Consider the following 17,343-nt stretch of genomic DNA (forward strand, 5'->3'; position numbering starts at 1 on the left):
TAATGACAGTGACAAAAAGTTCTTTAACTAAAGTTATGCACGAGCGTAAATCCGTTCGTAAATACGATGAAAATTTTAAAATACCGCAGCAACAATTAGAAGAATTACTTGTAGAAGCAACGTCTGCTCCATCGTCTAGTAACCTACAGCCTTGGCGCTTTTTAGTAATTCAGGATGAAGCGGTCAAAAAAGAGCTACGTGCTATTGCCAATAACCAAGAACAAGTAGAAACTTCCTCAGCAATTATTGCCGTTTTAGGTGATACAAAGATGTACGAAAATGCCGAGGCCATCTATACAAAGAACTTCGAGCTTGGCTATATCAATGAGGCAACAAAAGATTTAATGATTAACAACTCAATCAATCTATATTCTCAACTTCCCCAAGAAGTGTTAAAAAATATCGTTACATTTGATGCTGGTCTAATTTCCATGCAAATCATGCTACTAGCTAAAGACATGGGCTATGATACAGTGCCAATGGGTGGATTTAATAAAGAAGCCTTTGCTCAACGCTTTGAATTAGCTGACCATATCGTCCCAGTTATTTTAATTGCCATTGGTAAGGCAGCCGCACCTGCTTACAATTCTTCCCGCATTGAACTTGAGCACATCGCCAAATTCATTTAATACACGTGAAAATAGTCATCTTACAATGTAGTTAAGATGGCTATTTTTATTTTTTGTGGCATTTCTTGTGCAACTACCATCATAGGATAGTAATGTTTTTGTACGTAATTTTTGAAATTAATAAAACGGAAAATGATTCTCAAAAACTAGCATAATAATGTTCCCGAGGATATTTTTTGCATTTTTATCACAAGGCACTCAAAAAATCATCATTAAAGTCTTAAATAATCAACTTCATTCTAGTACATTTGTGCGATTTCTACTAAATATTACATCTAAATTGTTGTAGCTTTAACATTTGAGGATTGTTATGATTAGGAGGTATTTTCATATGAAGGGAGGTTTTTCTGATGAATTATGACTATAATGATTCTTATTATTACTCAGATTTAGATGCAGCCATGGGTGGTTTATTTTTTATCTTTATACTAGCCGCTCTTGCTATTGGTTTAATTGCCTACATTATTAGTGCACTTATTTATTTTATGACATCTAAAACAAATGGTTTTGGAGATGTAGCCTATATTGCTTGGATTCCCATTATTAATGTATATAGTCTCTTCCTGCTGACAGCTGGTGGGGATACTCGAGAAACAATACGTGCAACAGCTTTAAAAAATACCCTTATTTATGCAGGATTGATCATTGTTTCGTTTATTCCATTTATCGGTATTCTGGCTTCTTTAGGAGCGGCAGGCTTTACACTGTATTTCACGTATCGCCTATTCTACCGCTGGTGTGGCGAAACAGGTAAGGCAGTATTATACACAATCTTAATGGTAATAACAGGTGGATTGTTCTTTGCCATCTACGGCTTAATGCGTATGAACAGACCTTTCGTTGCTTAATTGTTTAAAACCTCTTTATGCCCTTAGGCTAAAGAGGTTTTTTACGTAATTTCACAGAGTAATGGTGCATGGATTTAGGAATTCCCTTTAATTCAAAAACCCCGCTATATACTAAATAGCGAATTCTATATTCTAAAAAGAAGATATTTGGGGGGGCATCCATTCTTGTTAATAGCTCTGAGATGAATTCACCTGTTTGTATAAAATCAGTACCCCCTTGCTCCTTATGAAGTTGTTCCATCGTTGACATAATCAAATTATCATAATAGTTCTCTTGGACTGCTTCAATTTGTCGATGTAGCCATAGACGACAAACATCCTTTGTCTGTGCTAAACTTTCCCACTGTTGCTGAAAAATTAGACGCTCCTTTGCGGACATTCGCTTTATATCATACATTTCCATGTTCCATTGATGGTTGATAGCCCGCTGTTCACCTGTGTTGATAAGAACAACTTCATTGGCTTTATCACGTAATAAATAGAGTAGAAATCTAATACCACACTGTTCTTCTGCATTGTACCCACACCAAATGTAAATCTGCAGGTTGCTTGGAATATCCTGTATCTCTCTGATTGTGTTCATTAATTTATTTCGGTTTACAAAATCATCCATTCCATCATTAATATTTTCTCTTAGCCACTCATCACGGAATGCCTGTCCTCTTTTTTCATCGAGTTTCCACAAAGGTCCAATCGACAAATCCTCTGGAAACCCGATCACATATTTCGGTGGAGCAAGTGTCGCTCGTAAGGAGCCTGCTGCAGATTCCGAGCAAACAATATGTACCATCTGTGCTGAAGCAGTAGTTATGACCTGCTGAATATAATCATTAATAATTTCTACCAACTGATAGAGCTCTTCCTGCCCCATAAAGAAAGACCATCCCTGCTGAGGTGTGCTTTGTTCATGATGAAATGCTGTAAAAGATTCAGATGGCTCAAGCTCATACCCCTGCCATTCCCCCTCCCTCATCACCTCTGCTATTGTGATATACTCTAACGCTTGAATTCTATATACTAGCACCTGGTTTGTGTCGTAGAAGAAATAGATAAATGGATAATGCATGGATGTTTCCATTCGCACTGCCTCCTTTTTAAAAATTGTACCACAATGACAATCTCTTCCATCATTTTTCAAAAAAGTAGTTAGCTAGCACCATAAATATGCTATTATTATAGTTAGAAAATTTTGAATTTCTAGCAAAGGGGATAAATGAATATGTATGAAAATATTTTAAGACATCCGGGGCCAACACCGATTCCAAAAAAGGTACAGCTTGCGATGAATCGGGATATTTTTAGTCATCGTAGTCAGGAATTTGTAGAATTATACCGAGAAACAATTGAATTAGTAAAGCCTGTTTTCGGTACGACACAGGACATCTTACTTTTACCTTCGGGTGGGACAGCCGCGCTTGAGGCTGCAGCTGTTAATACTGTATCTGCTGGTGAAGAGGTTGTCGTCATCACAGTTGGAGCTTTTGGCGACTATTTCGTTTCAATCTGTGAGCAATATGGCTTCCATGTACATAAGCTCGAAAAAGAATGGGGACAGGCTTGTACAGCCGAAGAGCTTCGAGCATTTTTACAGCCATTACAAACTATTAAAGCCGTTTTTGTGACGTACAATGAAACATCCACAGGTATTTTAAACCCTGTTGCTGAACTAGCTCAGGTGATCCGTGAAGAAACAGATGCCCTCGTTATCGTTGATGGTGTAAGCTGTATTGGTGGCGTTCCTGCTGAAATGGATGCTTGGGGCATTGATATTCTGGTGACAGGCTCTCAAAAAGCCATGATGCTCCCACCTGGACTCTCTCTTGTCAGCGTAAGCGAAAGAGCTTGGGAAGTCATTGAAGAAAATCAAACACCTGCTTATTACTTAAATCTTCAAAGCTATCGTAGCTGGGCGGAAAAGGGCATGACTCCTAATACACCTGCTATCACACTGATTTATGGACTGCATGAGGTGTGTAAGTTAATCGAACAGGAAGGTGGCTTTACGCAAACAGTTGCCCGACATGACCTCATGAAAAACATGGTGCGAAATGCAATGAAAGCATTACACATTGAGCTATTAACTGAAGATCAATACGCTTCTCCAACTATTACAGCAATTAAAACACCTCAAGGAATTGATCTTAGTGAATTTTTGTTGCACCTTAAGCAACACTATCATTTAGATTTCGCAGGCGGTCTAGGTCATCTACAGGGTAAAATTTTTAGATTCGGCCATATGGGCTATTGTTTCCCAAGTGACATTTTACAAGCCGTTTCCCTACTCGAGGCTGCCCTACAAGACTTCTCCTATGATTTCGAACCAGGAGCAGGCGTCCTTGCCGCACAAGAAGTATACTTAGCCGCACAACGTAAAGCACTACAACGTTAAACAGCAAAAACAGGTGGAGAAAAATGACTCCACCTGTTTTTTAATTTGATTTTGTTTCTACTAAACTTAAAATTGCGTTGCGCATTTGTGGACGCTAATCTAAGCGGGTTGCTTCACTTTTTGAGCGCTTTAGTCTCTTGTTTGAGCGGGTCCATACATATTGTGAGCGCTTGAGACTCCTGCTTGAGCAGGTCCGCACATTTTGCGAGCGCTTTGGACTCCTATTGGAGCGGGTCTACACATTTTGTGAGCACTTCGGACTCCTACTTGAGCAGGTCTACACATTTTGTGAGCGCTTTGGACTCCTATTGGAGCGGATCCACACATTTTGTGAGCGCTTTGGACTCCTATTGGAGCGGGTCATCTCACTATTCGAATGCTTTACTGCATGCTCGAGCGGGATATCACTAATAGAGGTCGAGCTTCCATCCAAACATAGCTTCACATCGTCTTTAATTAAATTCCTCGGCCTTTGCTAAATAAGCAGCTCGCATCGTAGGTGGGACCATACTACCGCCAGTTGCCCATACAAGATGTGTGGCTTGTGGTAGATGGTTTACTAATGCGTTCTTTTCTAGATAGGATTGACCTTGTTGTAATAAACGAATGGCTCCATACATTCCTGCGTGTGCAGATGGCTCTAAAAATAAACCTTCACTTTCCATCGCTAATCCCAGAGATGTAAACAGCTCTTCATCTGATACAGTATAGCAACCACTTATATACGTCTCCATCACTTTTCCTACAAATTTGGAGGCACGACCAACAGCTAACCCATCCGCTTCTGTTCGATTGTCAAGGCCAATATCTTCTACACTAATTGCGTCATGTAAGCCTGTCATCAGCCCGATCGTCATACAAGGAGAAGCGACAGGTTCTGCAAAGAAAATATGCACATGCTCACCATAAATTTCTTTTAATCCATAGGCAACACCACCTGGTCCTCCACCTACGCCACATGGTAAATAGACGAACAATGGATGTGCTTCATCCACTGAAATATTCGTCCTTTCTAGCTGTTCCTTTAAACGCTTGGCAGCTACGGCATAGCCAGCAAATAAATCCTTAGAATTTTCATCATCAATAAAATGACATTTTGGATCTTGCTCAGCTTCCTGTCGCCCCTGCTCAACAGCTACACTGTAATCAGCTTCATATTCAATCACTGTCGCACCCTTTTCACGCAGTAAGGCTTTTTTCCACTCCTTGGCATCACTCGACATATGTACAACGACATTAAAGCCGAGCTTCTTGCCCATAATGCCGATACTTAATCCTAAATTCCCCGTAGAGCCTACTGCAATCGTATATTGTTGGAAGAACGACTGAAATTCTTCTGTTGCTAAAATTGCATAATCATCCACTTCTTTAAGTCTTCCACTTGCCAAAGCTAGCCTTTCTGCATGTTTTAATACCTCATAAATTCCTCCACGTGCTTTGATCGAGCCAGAGATCGGTAATGCATGATCACATTTTAAAAGCAATTGGCCGGGAATCGCCACATCATATGCTTGTTCAATAGCACTTTTCATTGCAGGAATTTCCTTAATCGTTGATTCAATTAAACCATCACTTTCTAGAAGCTCTGGAAATGCTACTTTTAAATAAGAAGAAAAACGTTGTAATGTTGCTTCCGCATCATCCACTTCAGCCATAGTAAAGAGCGTTGTTTCAGGATTTTTCATCCAATTTGTATTTTCCCACAATACAGTAGCCTTTTTTGCTAGTTCGTTCAACTGCGGATATTGTTCGAATAGTTCGTGTTTATGTTCATTTTTCACCTGTAGATTCCTCCAGTTTATGGGCTAAAATTGCTCGTTCACAAATTTGTCGAAATTTCATTTCAAAAGAAATATTGTTTTCTTGTGTTCTTTTTTTAGGTCCCTTTGTTCGTCCACCTGCCCTTCTAATTTTTTGACCAACATGCCGCATATCGAGCAAACGTTCGATGTTTTCATTAGACATTTCTCGTCCATTTTGATCAATCGGATACCCTCCTCGTGCTAAAACCATGGCTGCTAATCCGTAATCCTGTGTAATAACAATATCGTGTTTTGAAAGCGCGTTCACTAGCGTAAAATCAACCGAATCTGGACCTTTGGGTACAATAATTGTTATTACATTATCACGTTCAACACGATGTGATGTATCGCAAAACAAGATAGTTTCTATCTCAAACTCAGATGATATAGATAGCGCTAAATCCACTACTGGACAGGCATCAGCGTCTATAAGAACCTTCACAATAAGGCATCATTCCTTTCTCGTAATTAGATGAATCACTTAGAACTAAATTATTTTAATATAATTTTAAAACAACCTCTCTTGCTCAATTTTTCACAAACTTTAAAAGTATTTTATTGAATAGTTTGAAAAATAGATATACGATACATCTATCAACTAAATGGGGGTTTTATTTATGACAATTACAACTGTTAGCAATGAACAATTAGCAAAAGAATACGTAGATGGCGTATTTGAGCAACTTAAACAACAGAATAGTCATCAAGCGGAATTTTTACAAGCAGCTGAAGAAATTTTCATCTCATTAGTACCTGTATTCGCGCAACATCCTGAATATATTAAGGCCAATATTTTATCTCGTATTGTGGAGCCAGATCGTATTATTTCTTTCCGTGTAGCATGGCAAGATGATAACAATCAAGTGCAAGTGAATCGTGGCTATCGTGTACAATACAGCAATGTCATGGGCCCATATAAAGGCGGTCTTCGCTTCCATCCTTCCGTAAATGAATCCATCATTAAGTTCCTAGGCTTTGAGCAAATCTTTAAAAATGCTTTAACAGGGCAACCTATCGGTGGTGGTAAAGGTGGTTCAAACTTTGATCCGAAAGGTAAATCAGATTCAGAAATTATGCGTTTCTGCCAAGCATTCATGACTGAATTATACCGTCATATTGGTCCAGATGTCGATGTTCCTGCTGGTGATATTGGCGTAGGTGCTCGTGAAGTAGGTTATTTATGGGGTCAATATAAGCGTTTAACAAAAGCAAATGAATCAGGTGTATTAACTGGTAAGACTCCTGGCTACGGTGGCTCTTTAGCACGTAAAGAAGCAACTGGTTACGGTACTGTTTATTTTGTGAACGAAATGCTAAAGGATGCAAATGACTCATTCGAAGGAAAAACAGTAGTTGTTTCTGGATCTGGTAATGTGTCTACGTATGCGATTGAAAAAGCGCAACAGTATGGTGCCAAAGTGGTTGCTTGCTCGGACTCTTCAGGCTATATCTACGATCCAGAGGGCTTAGATTTAGATGCTATCAAAGAAATTAAAGAAGTAAAAGGTGACCGTATCTCAACTTACGTTAATTACCGACCAAATGCTACTTTTACAGAAGGTTGTACAGGAATTTGGACGATTCCTTGTGATATTGCCCTACCATGTGCTACGCAAAATGAAATTAACGGTGAGTCAGCTCGTACATTAATTTCGAATGGTGTGAAAGCAATCGGTGAAGGTGCTAATATGCCATCAGACCTTGAAGCAATCAATGAATTCCTAGAGGCAGGCGTATTATTTGGTCCAGCAAAAGCAGCGAATGCTGGTGGAGTTGCGGTATCTGCTCTTGAAATGGCACAAGATTCTAGTCGCGTATTTTGGTCATTTGAAGAAGTAGATGCGAAACTTCATCAAATTATGAAAAATATTTATACAGACAGCAAAGCGGCAGCAGAAAAATATGGCTTCCCAGGTAACCTAGTAGTTGGTGCAAACATTGCTGGCTTTATCAAAGTAGCAGATGGAATGCTTACTGAAGGCGTCTATTAATAACCTTCTATTTTCAATGTTTCCTAGGATTTGATTTCGGAATATTCTTAATTTCAACCGAGGTGGTAACGAACATTCGTTATCACCTTATTTTTTATTTGCAATTCCGTTATAAAACATCAAAATAAACGTTTTAAACGAACATTTTTATCATTAAATATTTAGAACATTCGTGTTATAATTTTAGAGTACTATGAAAAATATTGGAGGGTTTTTTGTGGAATTATTGTATACAGGTAAAACAAAAAATGTGTTCAAATTAGAAGATGGTCATTATTTATTAAAATTTAAAGACGATGTTACAGGAGAAAACGGCGTGTTTGATCCAGGTGCAAATACTGTTGGTTTAACAATTGATGGGGCTGGCTTGGCTGGTTTACGTTTAACTTCTTATTTTTATTCAAAATTAAACGAACAAGGAGTTCCTACTCATTTCGTTGATGCTAACTTTGAAGATGCAACAATGACAGTAAAACCGGCAACTGTTTTCGGTAACGGTTTAGAAGTGATTTGCCGCTTTAAGGCAGTTGGTTCGTTCCTACGCCGTTATGGTGCCTATGTAAAGGAAGGACAAGATTTAGACTCCTTTGTAGAAGTAACAATCAAAGATGATGATCGTTTAGATCCTCCAATTTCTGAAGATGCTTTAGCGATGTTAAACCTGTTAACTCATGAAGAATACGCCATTTTAAAACAACGTACAATTGAAATTTCCAAATTTGTAGCGGCAGAGCTTGCTAAAAAAGGCTTAACGCTTTATGACATTAAATTAGAATTCGGCCGCGATGCGAAAACGAATGAAATTTTATTAATCGATGAAATTTCAGGCGGTAATATGCGTGCTTACAAAGGTGATCAGTATATTGAGCCGTTAGAACTTGAGAAAATTATGTTAGCTGAATAATAGAAACAACCCTAAAAAGAGTCGACAATTACGACTCTTTTTTTATGTGTGGGCTTATTTTTATTTTCCATGAAACTTTTCTTTACTTCACTCGTATATTAACTATATGTAACAAGCAATTATTCTATTATTTTGGAGGTAGTTTGATGGAAAACTTGAATGAGACATCAAAAGAAGAAAGGTCAAAACTAAATCCATTTTTATCGGTTTGGATGCATCCAAAGCAAACGACTCGTTATATGATTAATGAAAAATCTATCGGCTTTGCAATTTTGGTTTTGTCTATTGGTTATATTGGCTCCCTTATGTCTGGATTAATTGATTCAGAATTTCTTCCTGATTTTTCGCCATGGCTTTTAGTCCTATTATGTGTCATTTTTGCTCCTATCGCAGGTATGATTGGCACAGCTATTTCTGCACTCATCTCTTGGCTATTCGGGAAATTATTTAAAGGTACTGGGACTTACTCGGACTTATTTAAGGGGTTAAGCTTAACTGCAATCCCATATATCGTACTGATTCCACTTTATATTATTTGGTTAATGACTTCACCCGATTCATTATTGGATCCTAATTTTATGGGTTCATTACCGTGGATTTTTTGGCCAACTATTTTAGTAAGCATCATTGTGACGATTTGGTCATTTGTTATTTCTGTAGGTGTAGTCGCTGAAGCACATCAAATTTCAAACTGGATGGCTTTCTTCACCATCTTTATTCCAGCCATTATTATCTTCATCGTATTATTTGTTCTTTTCTTTGTCATACTCATCGGAATTATTGGTGTTGGCATGATGTAAAAACATCTCCCCTCTCATTTAAGAGAGTGGGAGATGTTTTTTATAGTTTGAATTGAGCAATGAGAGATTTCAATTGTAATGCTAATTCTGATAGTTGAGCAGACTTTCCAGCCATATTCTCCATTGAGCTACTTGTCTCTTCTGTCGTAGCTGTTGTTTGCTCGACCCCTGCAGCAGATTCCTCTGCCACCGCAGCAATTTCTTGAATAGAGTTATTCATTTTATGGCCATCTTCTGTAACTTTCGATAAATTCGTTGAAATTAATTGGACACTCTCCACTACATCATTAATGGAGTGGCTAATCGTGTTAAATGTTTCAGTAGTAGCTTTTATTTGATTCGTTCCCTCTTTTACTTCTTGGTAACCATCCTCTAAAGAGTTCGTGACAACATCAAAATCTTGCTGAATATTCGTGACGATGGATGTAATATCGTTTACTGAAAAGGCTACTTGTTCGGCAAGCTTACGTACTTCATCTGCCACTACAGCAAATCCTTTGCCATGCTCTCCCGCTCTTGCCGCTTCAATCGCAGCATTTAAAGCCAACAGGTTCGTTTGATCTGCAATATCCTTAATGACCACGACCAATTTAGAGATTTCCTGTGCTTGAGCATCTAATTTTTTCACTTTCTCAACGGCATTTTGCACGATGCTATCAATCTTTTCCATTTGAGAATTAGAGGATGTCATTAGCTGACTTCCTTCATTCGTTAATGTTAAAACTTCTACTGAAGATTGATGAATATGTGCACCATGCTGATTCGTTTCCTGTAAATCTGCTGTAAAGCGCTCCATTAATGAAGTTAATGCACTAGAATGGTGAGCTTGTCCCTCAGCACCCGATGCTAATTCATGCATCGTAATCGCAACTTGCTCCGCTCCCATATTGACTTCATTTGCTGAATGCGTTAGCTCTTTACTAGATGTATTAATTAAGTCTGATGCTTGGGCAATATTATGAATCATATCCTTCAACCTTATTTGCATTTGATTCATGGCGTTTGCCAGTTTTCCAATTTCATCTTTTGAACGTATAGCCATACTTTCTTGAGATAAATCTCCCTCTGCAAAACGCTCCATCGCTTGAGCCGCTTGGTTAATAGGCTTTGTCATACTACTCGCATATTGCCAAATGATCAATATCCCCACCATAATGGCCAAGCCAATTACTATAAGTGTTATCTTAAGAATACTTTGTGCTGGTTTATTGAAGTCCATTAAATAGGTGCTCGCACCAATGACCCAACCCCAATATGGATCTGTTTCTGCATAAACCCCTTTGTCCTCTAATTGACCTGAATTGGGTAACGGCCACGAATATGAAACAAATCCACCACCTTCATTCCCTTTAGCAATGATTTCTTGTATGTACTTAACGCCTTTATCATCCTCTTCATCCCAAACACTCGTACCCTCTATATTTGGATGGGCAACGGACATCCCTTTTTGGTCAACAACAAAAATATAACCATTGTCGCCAAGTTTAATGTCCTTATTAATCGGTCGCTTTCCTTCACTATCCTTTTCTCCTAAAATAGCAATCTTTACTTTTTCCTGAGCTTCCTCTAATGATAAATTGCCTGCTTCTACCTCTTGATTGAATTGCTCAATCATAGCAATCGTCATTTCGACACTATTTTTTAGATTTTCTTTCCCTACTGTTTCTAGGTTTGATTTACTTTGCTGATAGCTTATAAAACCTAAGATAAGTAACGGAATCATTAAAAGCAGCAATGAAAAAGCGATTAGCTTCGTTTTAATAGATCGAAATTGTACGATTGATGTCATTTTCCCTCATCACTTCTTTCAATTTTAAATGGACTTAAGACTTATTTTTTAACCTAAATCTGTCATCAATAAGTATTTCTTCTCTTCAATCAACTATGTAAAACATTCCATTTTACTTAATCATTTTATTACATAAAACACCAAAAACAACAAATTTCGAGCATATTTGATAAAAAACAGATAGAGAAAAAGCAATACACTTTTCCCTATCTGTTCTAATTCCCTATTCAATTTTATTAAACAGATAGTGCTGTACTTTGCTGGAATAGCTCAGATACGCCAGATTCTACAGCTGCCCCACTTACTGCGCGTGAGACGATTGCCACAACGCGTTCGTCCAAAGATTTAGGCACAATATATTCTTCCTTTAGTTCTTTATCACTCACAAGGGAGGCAATGGCTTCTACAGCAGCTAGCTTCATCGACTCATTAATATCCGTAGCACGCACATCTAAAGCTCCCCGGAAAATACCAGGGAATGCAAGAACATTATTAATTTGATTTGGATAATCTGAACGGCCAGTTCCCATAACACGTACCCCCCATGCTTTGGCATTTTCATACGTGATCTCTGGATTTGGATTGGCTAAGGCAAAGACAACTGGATTTTCATTCATGGACGCAATATGTGCCTCTGTTAATAGATTGGCTACAGAAACTCCAATAAAGACATCTGCACCTGTTAGTGCATCCTCTAGTGTACCATGTTGCTTCTCTGGATTCGTCAAATGAGCAACCGCTTCTTTAATCGGATTCATCCCCTCTGTACGCCCCTCATAAATAATACCTTTTGTATCGCACATATAAATATTCTTATAGCCCATTTGTACAAGTATACGTAAGATCGCAATGCCCGCAGCACCAGCACCGTTAATCACAACCTTCATCGTTGCAATATCCTTTTTCACAATACGATTGGCATTAATCATCGCTGCTCCTACAACAATTGCTGTTCCATGTTGATCATCATGAAAAACTGGAATATCACATTCTTGACGTAGGCGATCTTCAATTTCAAAGCATCTTGGTGCTGAAATATCCTCTAAGTTTACCGCACCAAATGTCGGGGCAAGCGCCTTCACAATGCTGACGATTTCATCCGTATTTTTTGTATCTAAGCATATTGGAAAAGCATCAACATTGGCAAAACGCTTTAGTAAAATCGCCTTCCCTTCCATTACAGGTAATGCCGCTTTCGGTCCGATATCTCCTAACCCTAAAACCGCTGTCCCATCCGACACAACAGCTACCATATTACCCTTCATTGTATAGTCGTACACAAGCGAAGGATTTTTCTCAATCTCCACACATGGCGCTGCTACCCCCGGTGAATAAGCCAAGCTAAGATCATAGGAATCTTGTACAGGTACCTTTGAGCTCACCTCTAATTTCCCGCTATAGTGTGCATGCATTTCTAAAGCCTTTTTCATTACGTCCATTCCATCCCATCCTTTTCCCTTTGATTTTTTATTATATTTCAGAATCATAATACTTTGTGAAAATATAGTCAACGAATTTTCTGTCAATTTATTTTAAACTTCAAAAATTCAATGTTTAATGACTTTCATTACATTTTTCTGTCAAATTAAACATTTCACAATCAATTATTTTAAGATAATTAATGCAATTGTTAACACATTAAAAAGTGTACACATAGAGCCATTTAGCCTGTTCAACTTTTCACATAGTATTTTTCTTATGTAAATGAGAATTTTTTCACAAACTTTTGTAAGCGCATCCATTGCCCTGATTGACTTCGTCACAATTTATTCACATTTTTTCACAAAGTTTTTTATTATACAGATCAAAGTATTTGTGAAATTCTTAACAAGACAAAAAAGAGCCCTATATAAAGGACTCTTCGGTAAAATGATTAATAAAGGCCGTGATGATATGCTTGGAAGACCATTGCTCTCCCGAAACTTTTGTAATCGGATAATCACGAGGAAAAATTGATTTGGTGATTTCCTCAACAGAAAAACCTTGCTTAAATAATTGCTTCACTTTTCCTTGCATGTCTTCCAAATAAGCAATTTTTTCTTGTATTTTCGTTCGACCATCCACTATAAAGCCTGCATGACAGCAATAGACGACATCGAAATCATAGTTTACTATTTTCCTTAAAGACGCCAAGGTATGGACAATGTTTTCTTCATCAAGCACAACCTTTGTCTTTGGCTGGATAAACAAATCACCTGTAAACATAGCGCCTGTTTCCCGATTGTAAAAAGAAAGATGATCTGTAGTATGCCCAGGTGTTTCAATAACATCCCATGTTGCTGCGTTCGTTTGTAAGGTTTGACCAAATGGTTGGGCAACAAACGCGGGTCGTTCCCCCCACAATGCCTGACGATAGAGTGGATAGTCTCCATCTTCAGCACAAAGATTGACTGAATCACGATGAATATAAATAGGTACATTCTTATGATGTTGAATCCACGCTGCATTTCCTGCATGATCCTCATGTGAATGTGTTAATGCCAATTGCTCTATCGGTATACCCTTAAAAAAGGATTGAAATTCCTGCGATAGTGAGTAGGAACCTGTATCAATTAGTAACCCATCCACAAAAAAACTGTACACACTCATACCAACCCCCTGCACCGCAACTTTCCCATGCGCACATTGTACACCGCGATGCTGCTGAATCTCGATACTTTTCTCCCGTTTAAACATCCTGCTCCCCCTTTGCCCCTTGTACAAAAAGTGTAGCATAAAATGAATGGTGAGTCATTTTTGTAAGTAGGTAACAACAAAGGATTTGTTTTTTACATGTTTACGAAGTGCTAACACATGAAGAAATAATCGTATATTTACAGCCAATAAAAGCAATGCGCCTAGGAACAATAATCCCATCTGCCAATCATTTGTAACATTCATTAACAGCGTCCAACTTATAATGACAGCAAAGGTAATCGCTATATATTTTTTCATCACTCTTGTAGTGGAACCCTGTATATCGTGTTTTTGTTCAATGCTTAATAAAATTTTTCCAAATTCCATTATGATCAGCAATTTAATTCCTTGAATTAAAACCGTACTCCAATAGAAGAGAAGATGTGAAGAAAAGAAAGTACTCATCAAGGCAAGAATCATAGCGCAAGCCATATATTTGCTGATAGGTGTTTTTTCTTTATAGAATGAAAGACTTTTTAAATAGGCCCCATAAACAAGGATATCTTGTAGAAGATTAGCGTATTTAAAAACATTTAAATAGATAAATTGAAAAAAGAGCGCCACTGCAAACCATTGTAAAAGTTTTACCTGTTGTTTAGATTCACTCATTGTTTTCACGCACCTTTTTCACCAAATTCGACGTAAAATACGCTTGCGAATATACTCTTATAGTTAAATAACCATCGGGGCCACTAAAACCTATGGACGTATTGATATCTAAGGAGGCTTCCTTCAATTGAATAGTCAGCTCCAAGCGTTGACCTTTCGTCACTGAAAAAGGAAAATCACTTGCTGTATAGCGCTGATCGTTTAATCGCCATTCTTTCAACAGTATTTTCTCCTCTAATGTAGCTGGAACATAAAATGCATCAAAAACTGCATCCTGCTGAAGGGTAAATGATATGATTTGTTCCGAATCATGTTTTGACTGACTATAGCTATGATTCATGATCTGATTTTCATCAATGAAGGTTTCCCTCGTAAAATGAATTGGGGCAGGTAATTTCACCCCGTCATTTAATACAAGATAAATAGTTTTACTTGCCATCACTTTTTTCATCGTGTTTAAATCAAACTGAAAAAAAGCTAATCGAATATTTTGATAGCGTAAATCTTGAGAAGTATCCAATGGATAATAAAAGCCATTGACTAGATTTGCTTGCTCTGTTTGATCATATACTATTGGTAATTGCACGTCTTCTGCCTGTAAATATTTCACATATCGATGGTCATCTTTGTTTGTAATATAGCGTACCTCTAAAGCATTCTGTAAGCTATCTGTAACTTCAATTGCAGTAGGAACCACTATCGGTTTTATGAATTGATGTTGTAAAAAAATCGTACTGTTACCGATCAGTAAAATCAAAACTACTGCAACACCAATCGTCTTTTTCTGATCAGCGCCAACTTTAAGCTTTTTCCTAGAGATGTATAGTATGATGCATACGCACAAAATAGCCAAAATCCAGTATATTGGCGAAGATAAATGATCTAATTGTGACATTAACGCACTAGCCCGATCATTATCTACGTGTTGTTCCCCCACCATGAATGCCACAAATCCACCCGTTGCAAGTGTTACAGCAACAGTCAAGACTTTAGGTACCCAGTGCAAAGGCTTATGCTGCTCTTTTGTTGCTTGTTCAATACCTTGTAGACTACGCTGATGTAACGATTCTGGAATGTCTATTTGATCCATCTGCTTTTTTAGATCGTTCACCCTTGCCCCTCCTGTTCCAGTGCCTGCTTTAATTTTTTTAATGCACGATACAAAATGGTTTTCGTCGTCCCTAATTTAAGCTGCAATACCTGAGCCACCTGAGACAATGTATAATCATGATAGAATCTCAACAAAATAATATCCTTTTCCTCCTTTGTGAGCTTTGTCATCACATCTTCCAACGCCCACCTCTCAGGAAGTTCTTCATGCGGTTCTTCACCTAGTTCTGACTCCAGCTCAAACTCGACGATCGGTTCACGCTTATTTAGTAAATTTATTGCACAGTTTATGACCATCCTTATTAACCATGTTTTTAAATAGGATGAATTTTGAAGAGAATGTATGTATTTAATAGCTACGGTAAGCGACTTCCTGTACGACATCGAGTGCATCTACCTTTTGATCAAGTATAAAATTCTATCCCCTACTTTAAAAGGGGTATCCTTCACTTTTTCATTTTTATCCGTCACTTTGAACAGGTTATCCGCTACATTAAATTTTATCCGTCACTTTGAACGTTCTATCCTCCACTTTTTCATTTTTATCCGCCACTTTGAGCAGGTTATCCGCTACATTAAATTTTATCCGTCACTTTGAACGTTCTATCCTCCACTTTTTCATTTTTATCCGCCACTTTGAGCAGGTTATCCGCTACATTAAATTTTATACGTCACTTTGAACGTTCTATCCTTCACTTTTTCATTTTTATCCACCACTTTGAGCAGGTTATCCGCTACATTAAATTTTATCCGTCACTTTGAACGTTCTATCCTCCACTTTTTCTTTCTTATCCGCAACTTTAAACAGGTTATCCGCTACATTAGATTTTATCCGTCACTTTGAACGTTCTATCCTCCACTTTTTTCTTCCGTATCCGCCAATCTGAACAGGTTATCCGCTACATTAAATTCTAACCTCTACTTTACGCTCTATCCACCGCACTATAAAAAAACGCCCACCGAAGTGAGCGTTTCTTTTTATTCGTTTGTGCCTTTTTCCACGTCATATTCTGTAATCCAATCACTGAAGCTACCTACATATAATTGGATGTTGTCATAACCTTCATCTGCTAATACGGCATAAAGTGGAGAGGCAGTTACGCCGCTGCCACAGTAAACCACAACCGGTTCATCAGCTGCAACTTTTTGACGTAATGCATCGTTTGCCTTTAGTTGACCATTTGACTTCAATTGCTCCCAGTCAAAGTTTTTCGCAGTTGGGATATGACCTGCTACTTTATCCAAAGGCTCTACTTCTCCTCGATACCTTTCAGCCGCGCGGGCATCGAGTAAAGTAGCTTTTACCTCTCCATCTACAATGGCTTTTACAGCTTGGCGTGGTGCATAAAGCTCATCCTTCCAAGCAAACTCAATGATGGTTGGTGGATATTTAATAATATCCTTGGTAAACGGCATTTTCGCCTCTAGTGCGGGTGCACCTCCGTTAACAATCACTACATTTGGGAAACCAGCATATGTCAGCATCCACCAGGCGCGTGGAGCAAATGGGGCTGCTCCTTGGTCGTAGACAACAATTTGATCTTCATAGCGTAATCCTAATTCTTGAAAAACAGAAGTCAATTTTTCTTTGCTTGGCATCGGGTGACGACCGTCTTTGCTGTCCATATCTGATAACTGTTGTTCTAAATCAATATAAACAGCACCAGTTGCATGGCCTTCCTCGAATGCTTTTTTGCCTGCCTCTTTGTCCTGAAGATCGAAACGAGCATCGATGAAACGGACGCCTTCATACTGAATTTCATCCACTGATTTGAATACTTTTCCCATAGGAATCA

The 17,343-nt window shown here is 38.2% G+C and carries 16 protein-coding genes; 6 read left to right on the top strand and 10 right to left on the bottom strand.

Annotated features, from left to right (window positions below; all coding sequences use genetic code 11):
- Positions 1–2: 2 nt before the first annotated feature.
- On the top strand, positions 3–629 hold the full coding sequence (locus AAJG31_RS05655) for a nitroreductase family protein (RefSeq protein WP_054550798.1): 627 nt from the start codon (positions 3–5) through the stop codon (positions 627–629).
- Positions 630–979: 350 nt separating this feature from the next.
- Positions 980–1,477 carry a hypothetical protein gene (locus AAJG31_RS05660; RefSeq protein ID WP_004269361.1) on the top strand — a complete coding sequence of 166 codons (498 nt, stop codon included), beginning with the start codon at positions 980–982 and terminating at the stop codon, positions 1,475–1,477.
- Positions 1,478–1,505: 28 nt separating this feature from the next.
- On the opposite strand, the gene AAJG31_RS05665 is transcribed toward AAJG31_RS05660, so the two are convergent.
- Positions 1,506–2,555, bottom strand: coding sequence for a DUF1835 domain-containing protein (locus tag AAJG31_RS05665; protein WP_103117776.1), 1,050 nt, complete (start codon positions 2,553–2,555; stop codon positions 1,506–1,508).
- A gap of 141 nt (positions 2,556–2,696) precedes the next feature.
- Here AAJG31_RS05665 and AAJG31_RS05670 point away from each other — a divergent pair, with 141 nt between their 5' ends.
- Positions 2,697–3,866, top strand: coding sequence for an alanine--glyoxylate aminotransferase family protein (locus AAJG31_RS05670; RefSeq protein WP_279494530.1), 1,170 nt, complete (start codon positions 2,697–2,699; stop codon positions 3,864–3,866).
- A gap of 452 nt (positions 3,867–4,318) precedes the next feature.
- Here the strand turns inward: AAJG31_RS05670 and AAJG31_RS05675 are convergent, their stop codons facing one another.
- Positions 4,319–5,647 (bottom strand): D-serine ammonia-lyase, encoded by a 1,329-nt coding sequence (locus AAJG31_RS05675; protein ID WP_279494528.1) that lies wholly within the window; start codon positions 5,645–5,647, stop codon positions 4,319–4,321.
- The gene (locus tag AAJG31_RS05680; RefSeq protein ID WP_004269357.1) at positions 5,637–6,110 is read right to left on the bottom strand and encodes a YaiI/YqxD family protein; all 474 of its coding nucleotides are present in this window, start codon (positions 6,108–6,110) and stop codon (positions 5,637–5,639) included. The genes AAJG31_RS05675 and AAJG31_RS05680 overlap by 11 nt, the downstream gene beginning before the upstream one ends.
- A 175-nt stretch (positions 6,111–6,285) precedes the next feature.
- On the opposite strand from AAJG31_RS05680, the gene gdhA reads away from it, so the two are divergent.
- The 3 genes from gdhA (at position 6,286) to AAJG31_RS05695 (ending at position 9,363) form a co-directional block, all read left to right on the top strand.
- A complete protein-coding gene (gene gdhA / locus AAJG31_RS05685; protein ID WP_004269356.1) occupies positions 6,286–7,659 on the top strand; it encodes an NADP-specific glutamate dehydrogenase in 1,374 nt (457 codons plus the stop codon).
- A gap of 217 nt (positions 7,660–7,876) precedes the next feature.
- Positions 7,877–8,563 carry a phosphoribosylaminoimidazolesuccinocarboxamide synthase gene (locus tag AAJG31_RS05690; protein WP_004269355.1) on the top strand — a complete coding sequence of 229 codons (687 nt, stop codon included), beginning with the start codon at positions 7,877–7,879 and terminating at the stop codon, positions 8,561–8,563.
- A gap of 146 nt (positions 8,564–8,709) precedes the next feature.
- Positions 8,710–9,363: a Yip1 family protein gene (locus tag AAJG31_RS05695; protein WP_048390041.1), complete on the top strand. Its 654-nt coding sequence runs from the start codon at positions 8,710–8,712 to the stop codon at positions 9,361–9,363.
- 40 nt (positions 9,364–9,403) lie between these two features.
- Here the strand turns inward: AAJG31_RS05695 and AAJG31_RS05700 are convergent, their stop codons facing one another.
- The 7 genes from AAJG31_RS05700 to AAJG31_RS05730 all read right to left on the bottom strand — a co-directional run bounded on the left by AAJG31_RS05700 (position 9,404) and on the right by AAJG31_RS05730 (position 17,335).
- Positions 9,404–11,152 carry a methyl-accepting chemotaxis protein gene (locus AAJG31_RS05700; RefSeq protein WP_054550794.1) on the bottom strand — a complete coding sequence of 583 codons (1,749 nt, stop codon included), beginning with the start codon at positions 11,150–11,152 and terminating at the stop codon, positions 9,404–9,406.
- Positions 11,153–11,388: 236 nt separating this feature from the next.
- Positions 11,389–12,591: a malic enzyme-like NAD(P)-binding protein gene (locus AAJG31_RS05705; RefSeq protein WP_048390037.1), complete on the bottom strand. Its 1,203-nt coding sequence runs from the start codon at positions 12,589–12,591 to the stop codon at positions 11,389–11,391.
- A 406-nt stretch (positions 12,592–12,997) separates the two neighbouring features.
- Positions 12,998–13,828: an MBL fold metallo-hydrolase gene (locus tag AAJG31_RS05710; protein ID WP_066037693.1), complete on the bottom strand. Its 831-nt coding sequence runs from the start codon at positions 13,826–13,828 to the stop codon at positions 12,998–13,000.
- A gap of 54 nt (positions 13,829–13,882) precedes the next feature.
- Positions 13,883–14,437 (bottom strand): hypothetical protein, encoded by a 555-nt coding sequence (locus AAJG31_RS05715; protein ID WP_066037692.1) that lies wholly within the window; start codon positions 14,435–14,437, stop codon positions 13,883–13,885.
- Positions 14,430–15,548 carry a hypothetical protein gene (locus AAJG31_RS05720; RefSeq protein ID WP_279494527.1) on the bottom strand — a complete coding sequence of 373 codons (1,119 nt, stop codon included), beginning with the start codon at positions 15,546–15,548 and terminating at the stop codon, positions 14,430–14,432. The genes AAJG31_RS05715 and AAJG31_RS05720 overlap by 8 nt, the downstream gene beginning before the upstream one ends.
- A complete protein-coding gene (locus AAJG31_RS05725; protein ID WP_279494526.1) occupies positions 15,545–15,931 on the bottom strand; it encodes an RNA polymerase sigma factor in 387 nt (128 codons plus the stop codon). Before AAJG31_RS05725 ends, AAJG31_RS05720 begins: the two co-directional genes overlap by 4 nt.
- Positions 15,932–16,525: 594 nt before the next feature.
- Complete coding sequence (locus AAJG31_RS05730; protein ID WP_279494525.1) at positions 16,526–17,335, bottom strand: sulfurtransferase; 810 nt, start codon at positions 17,333–17,335, stop codon at positions 16,526–16,528.
- Positions 17,336–17,343 lie beyond the last annotated feature (8 nt).

This window comes from Lysinibacillus sp. BS3 (assembly GCF_039614735.1).
In the GTDB taxonomy this organism is placed as follows: domain Bacteria; phylum Bacillota; class Bacilli; order Bacillales_A; family Planococcaceae; genus Lysinibacillus; species Lysinibacillus capsici.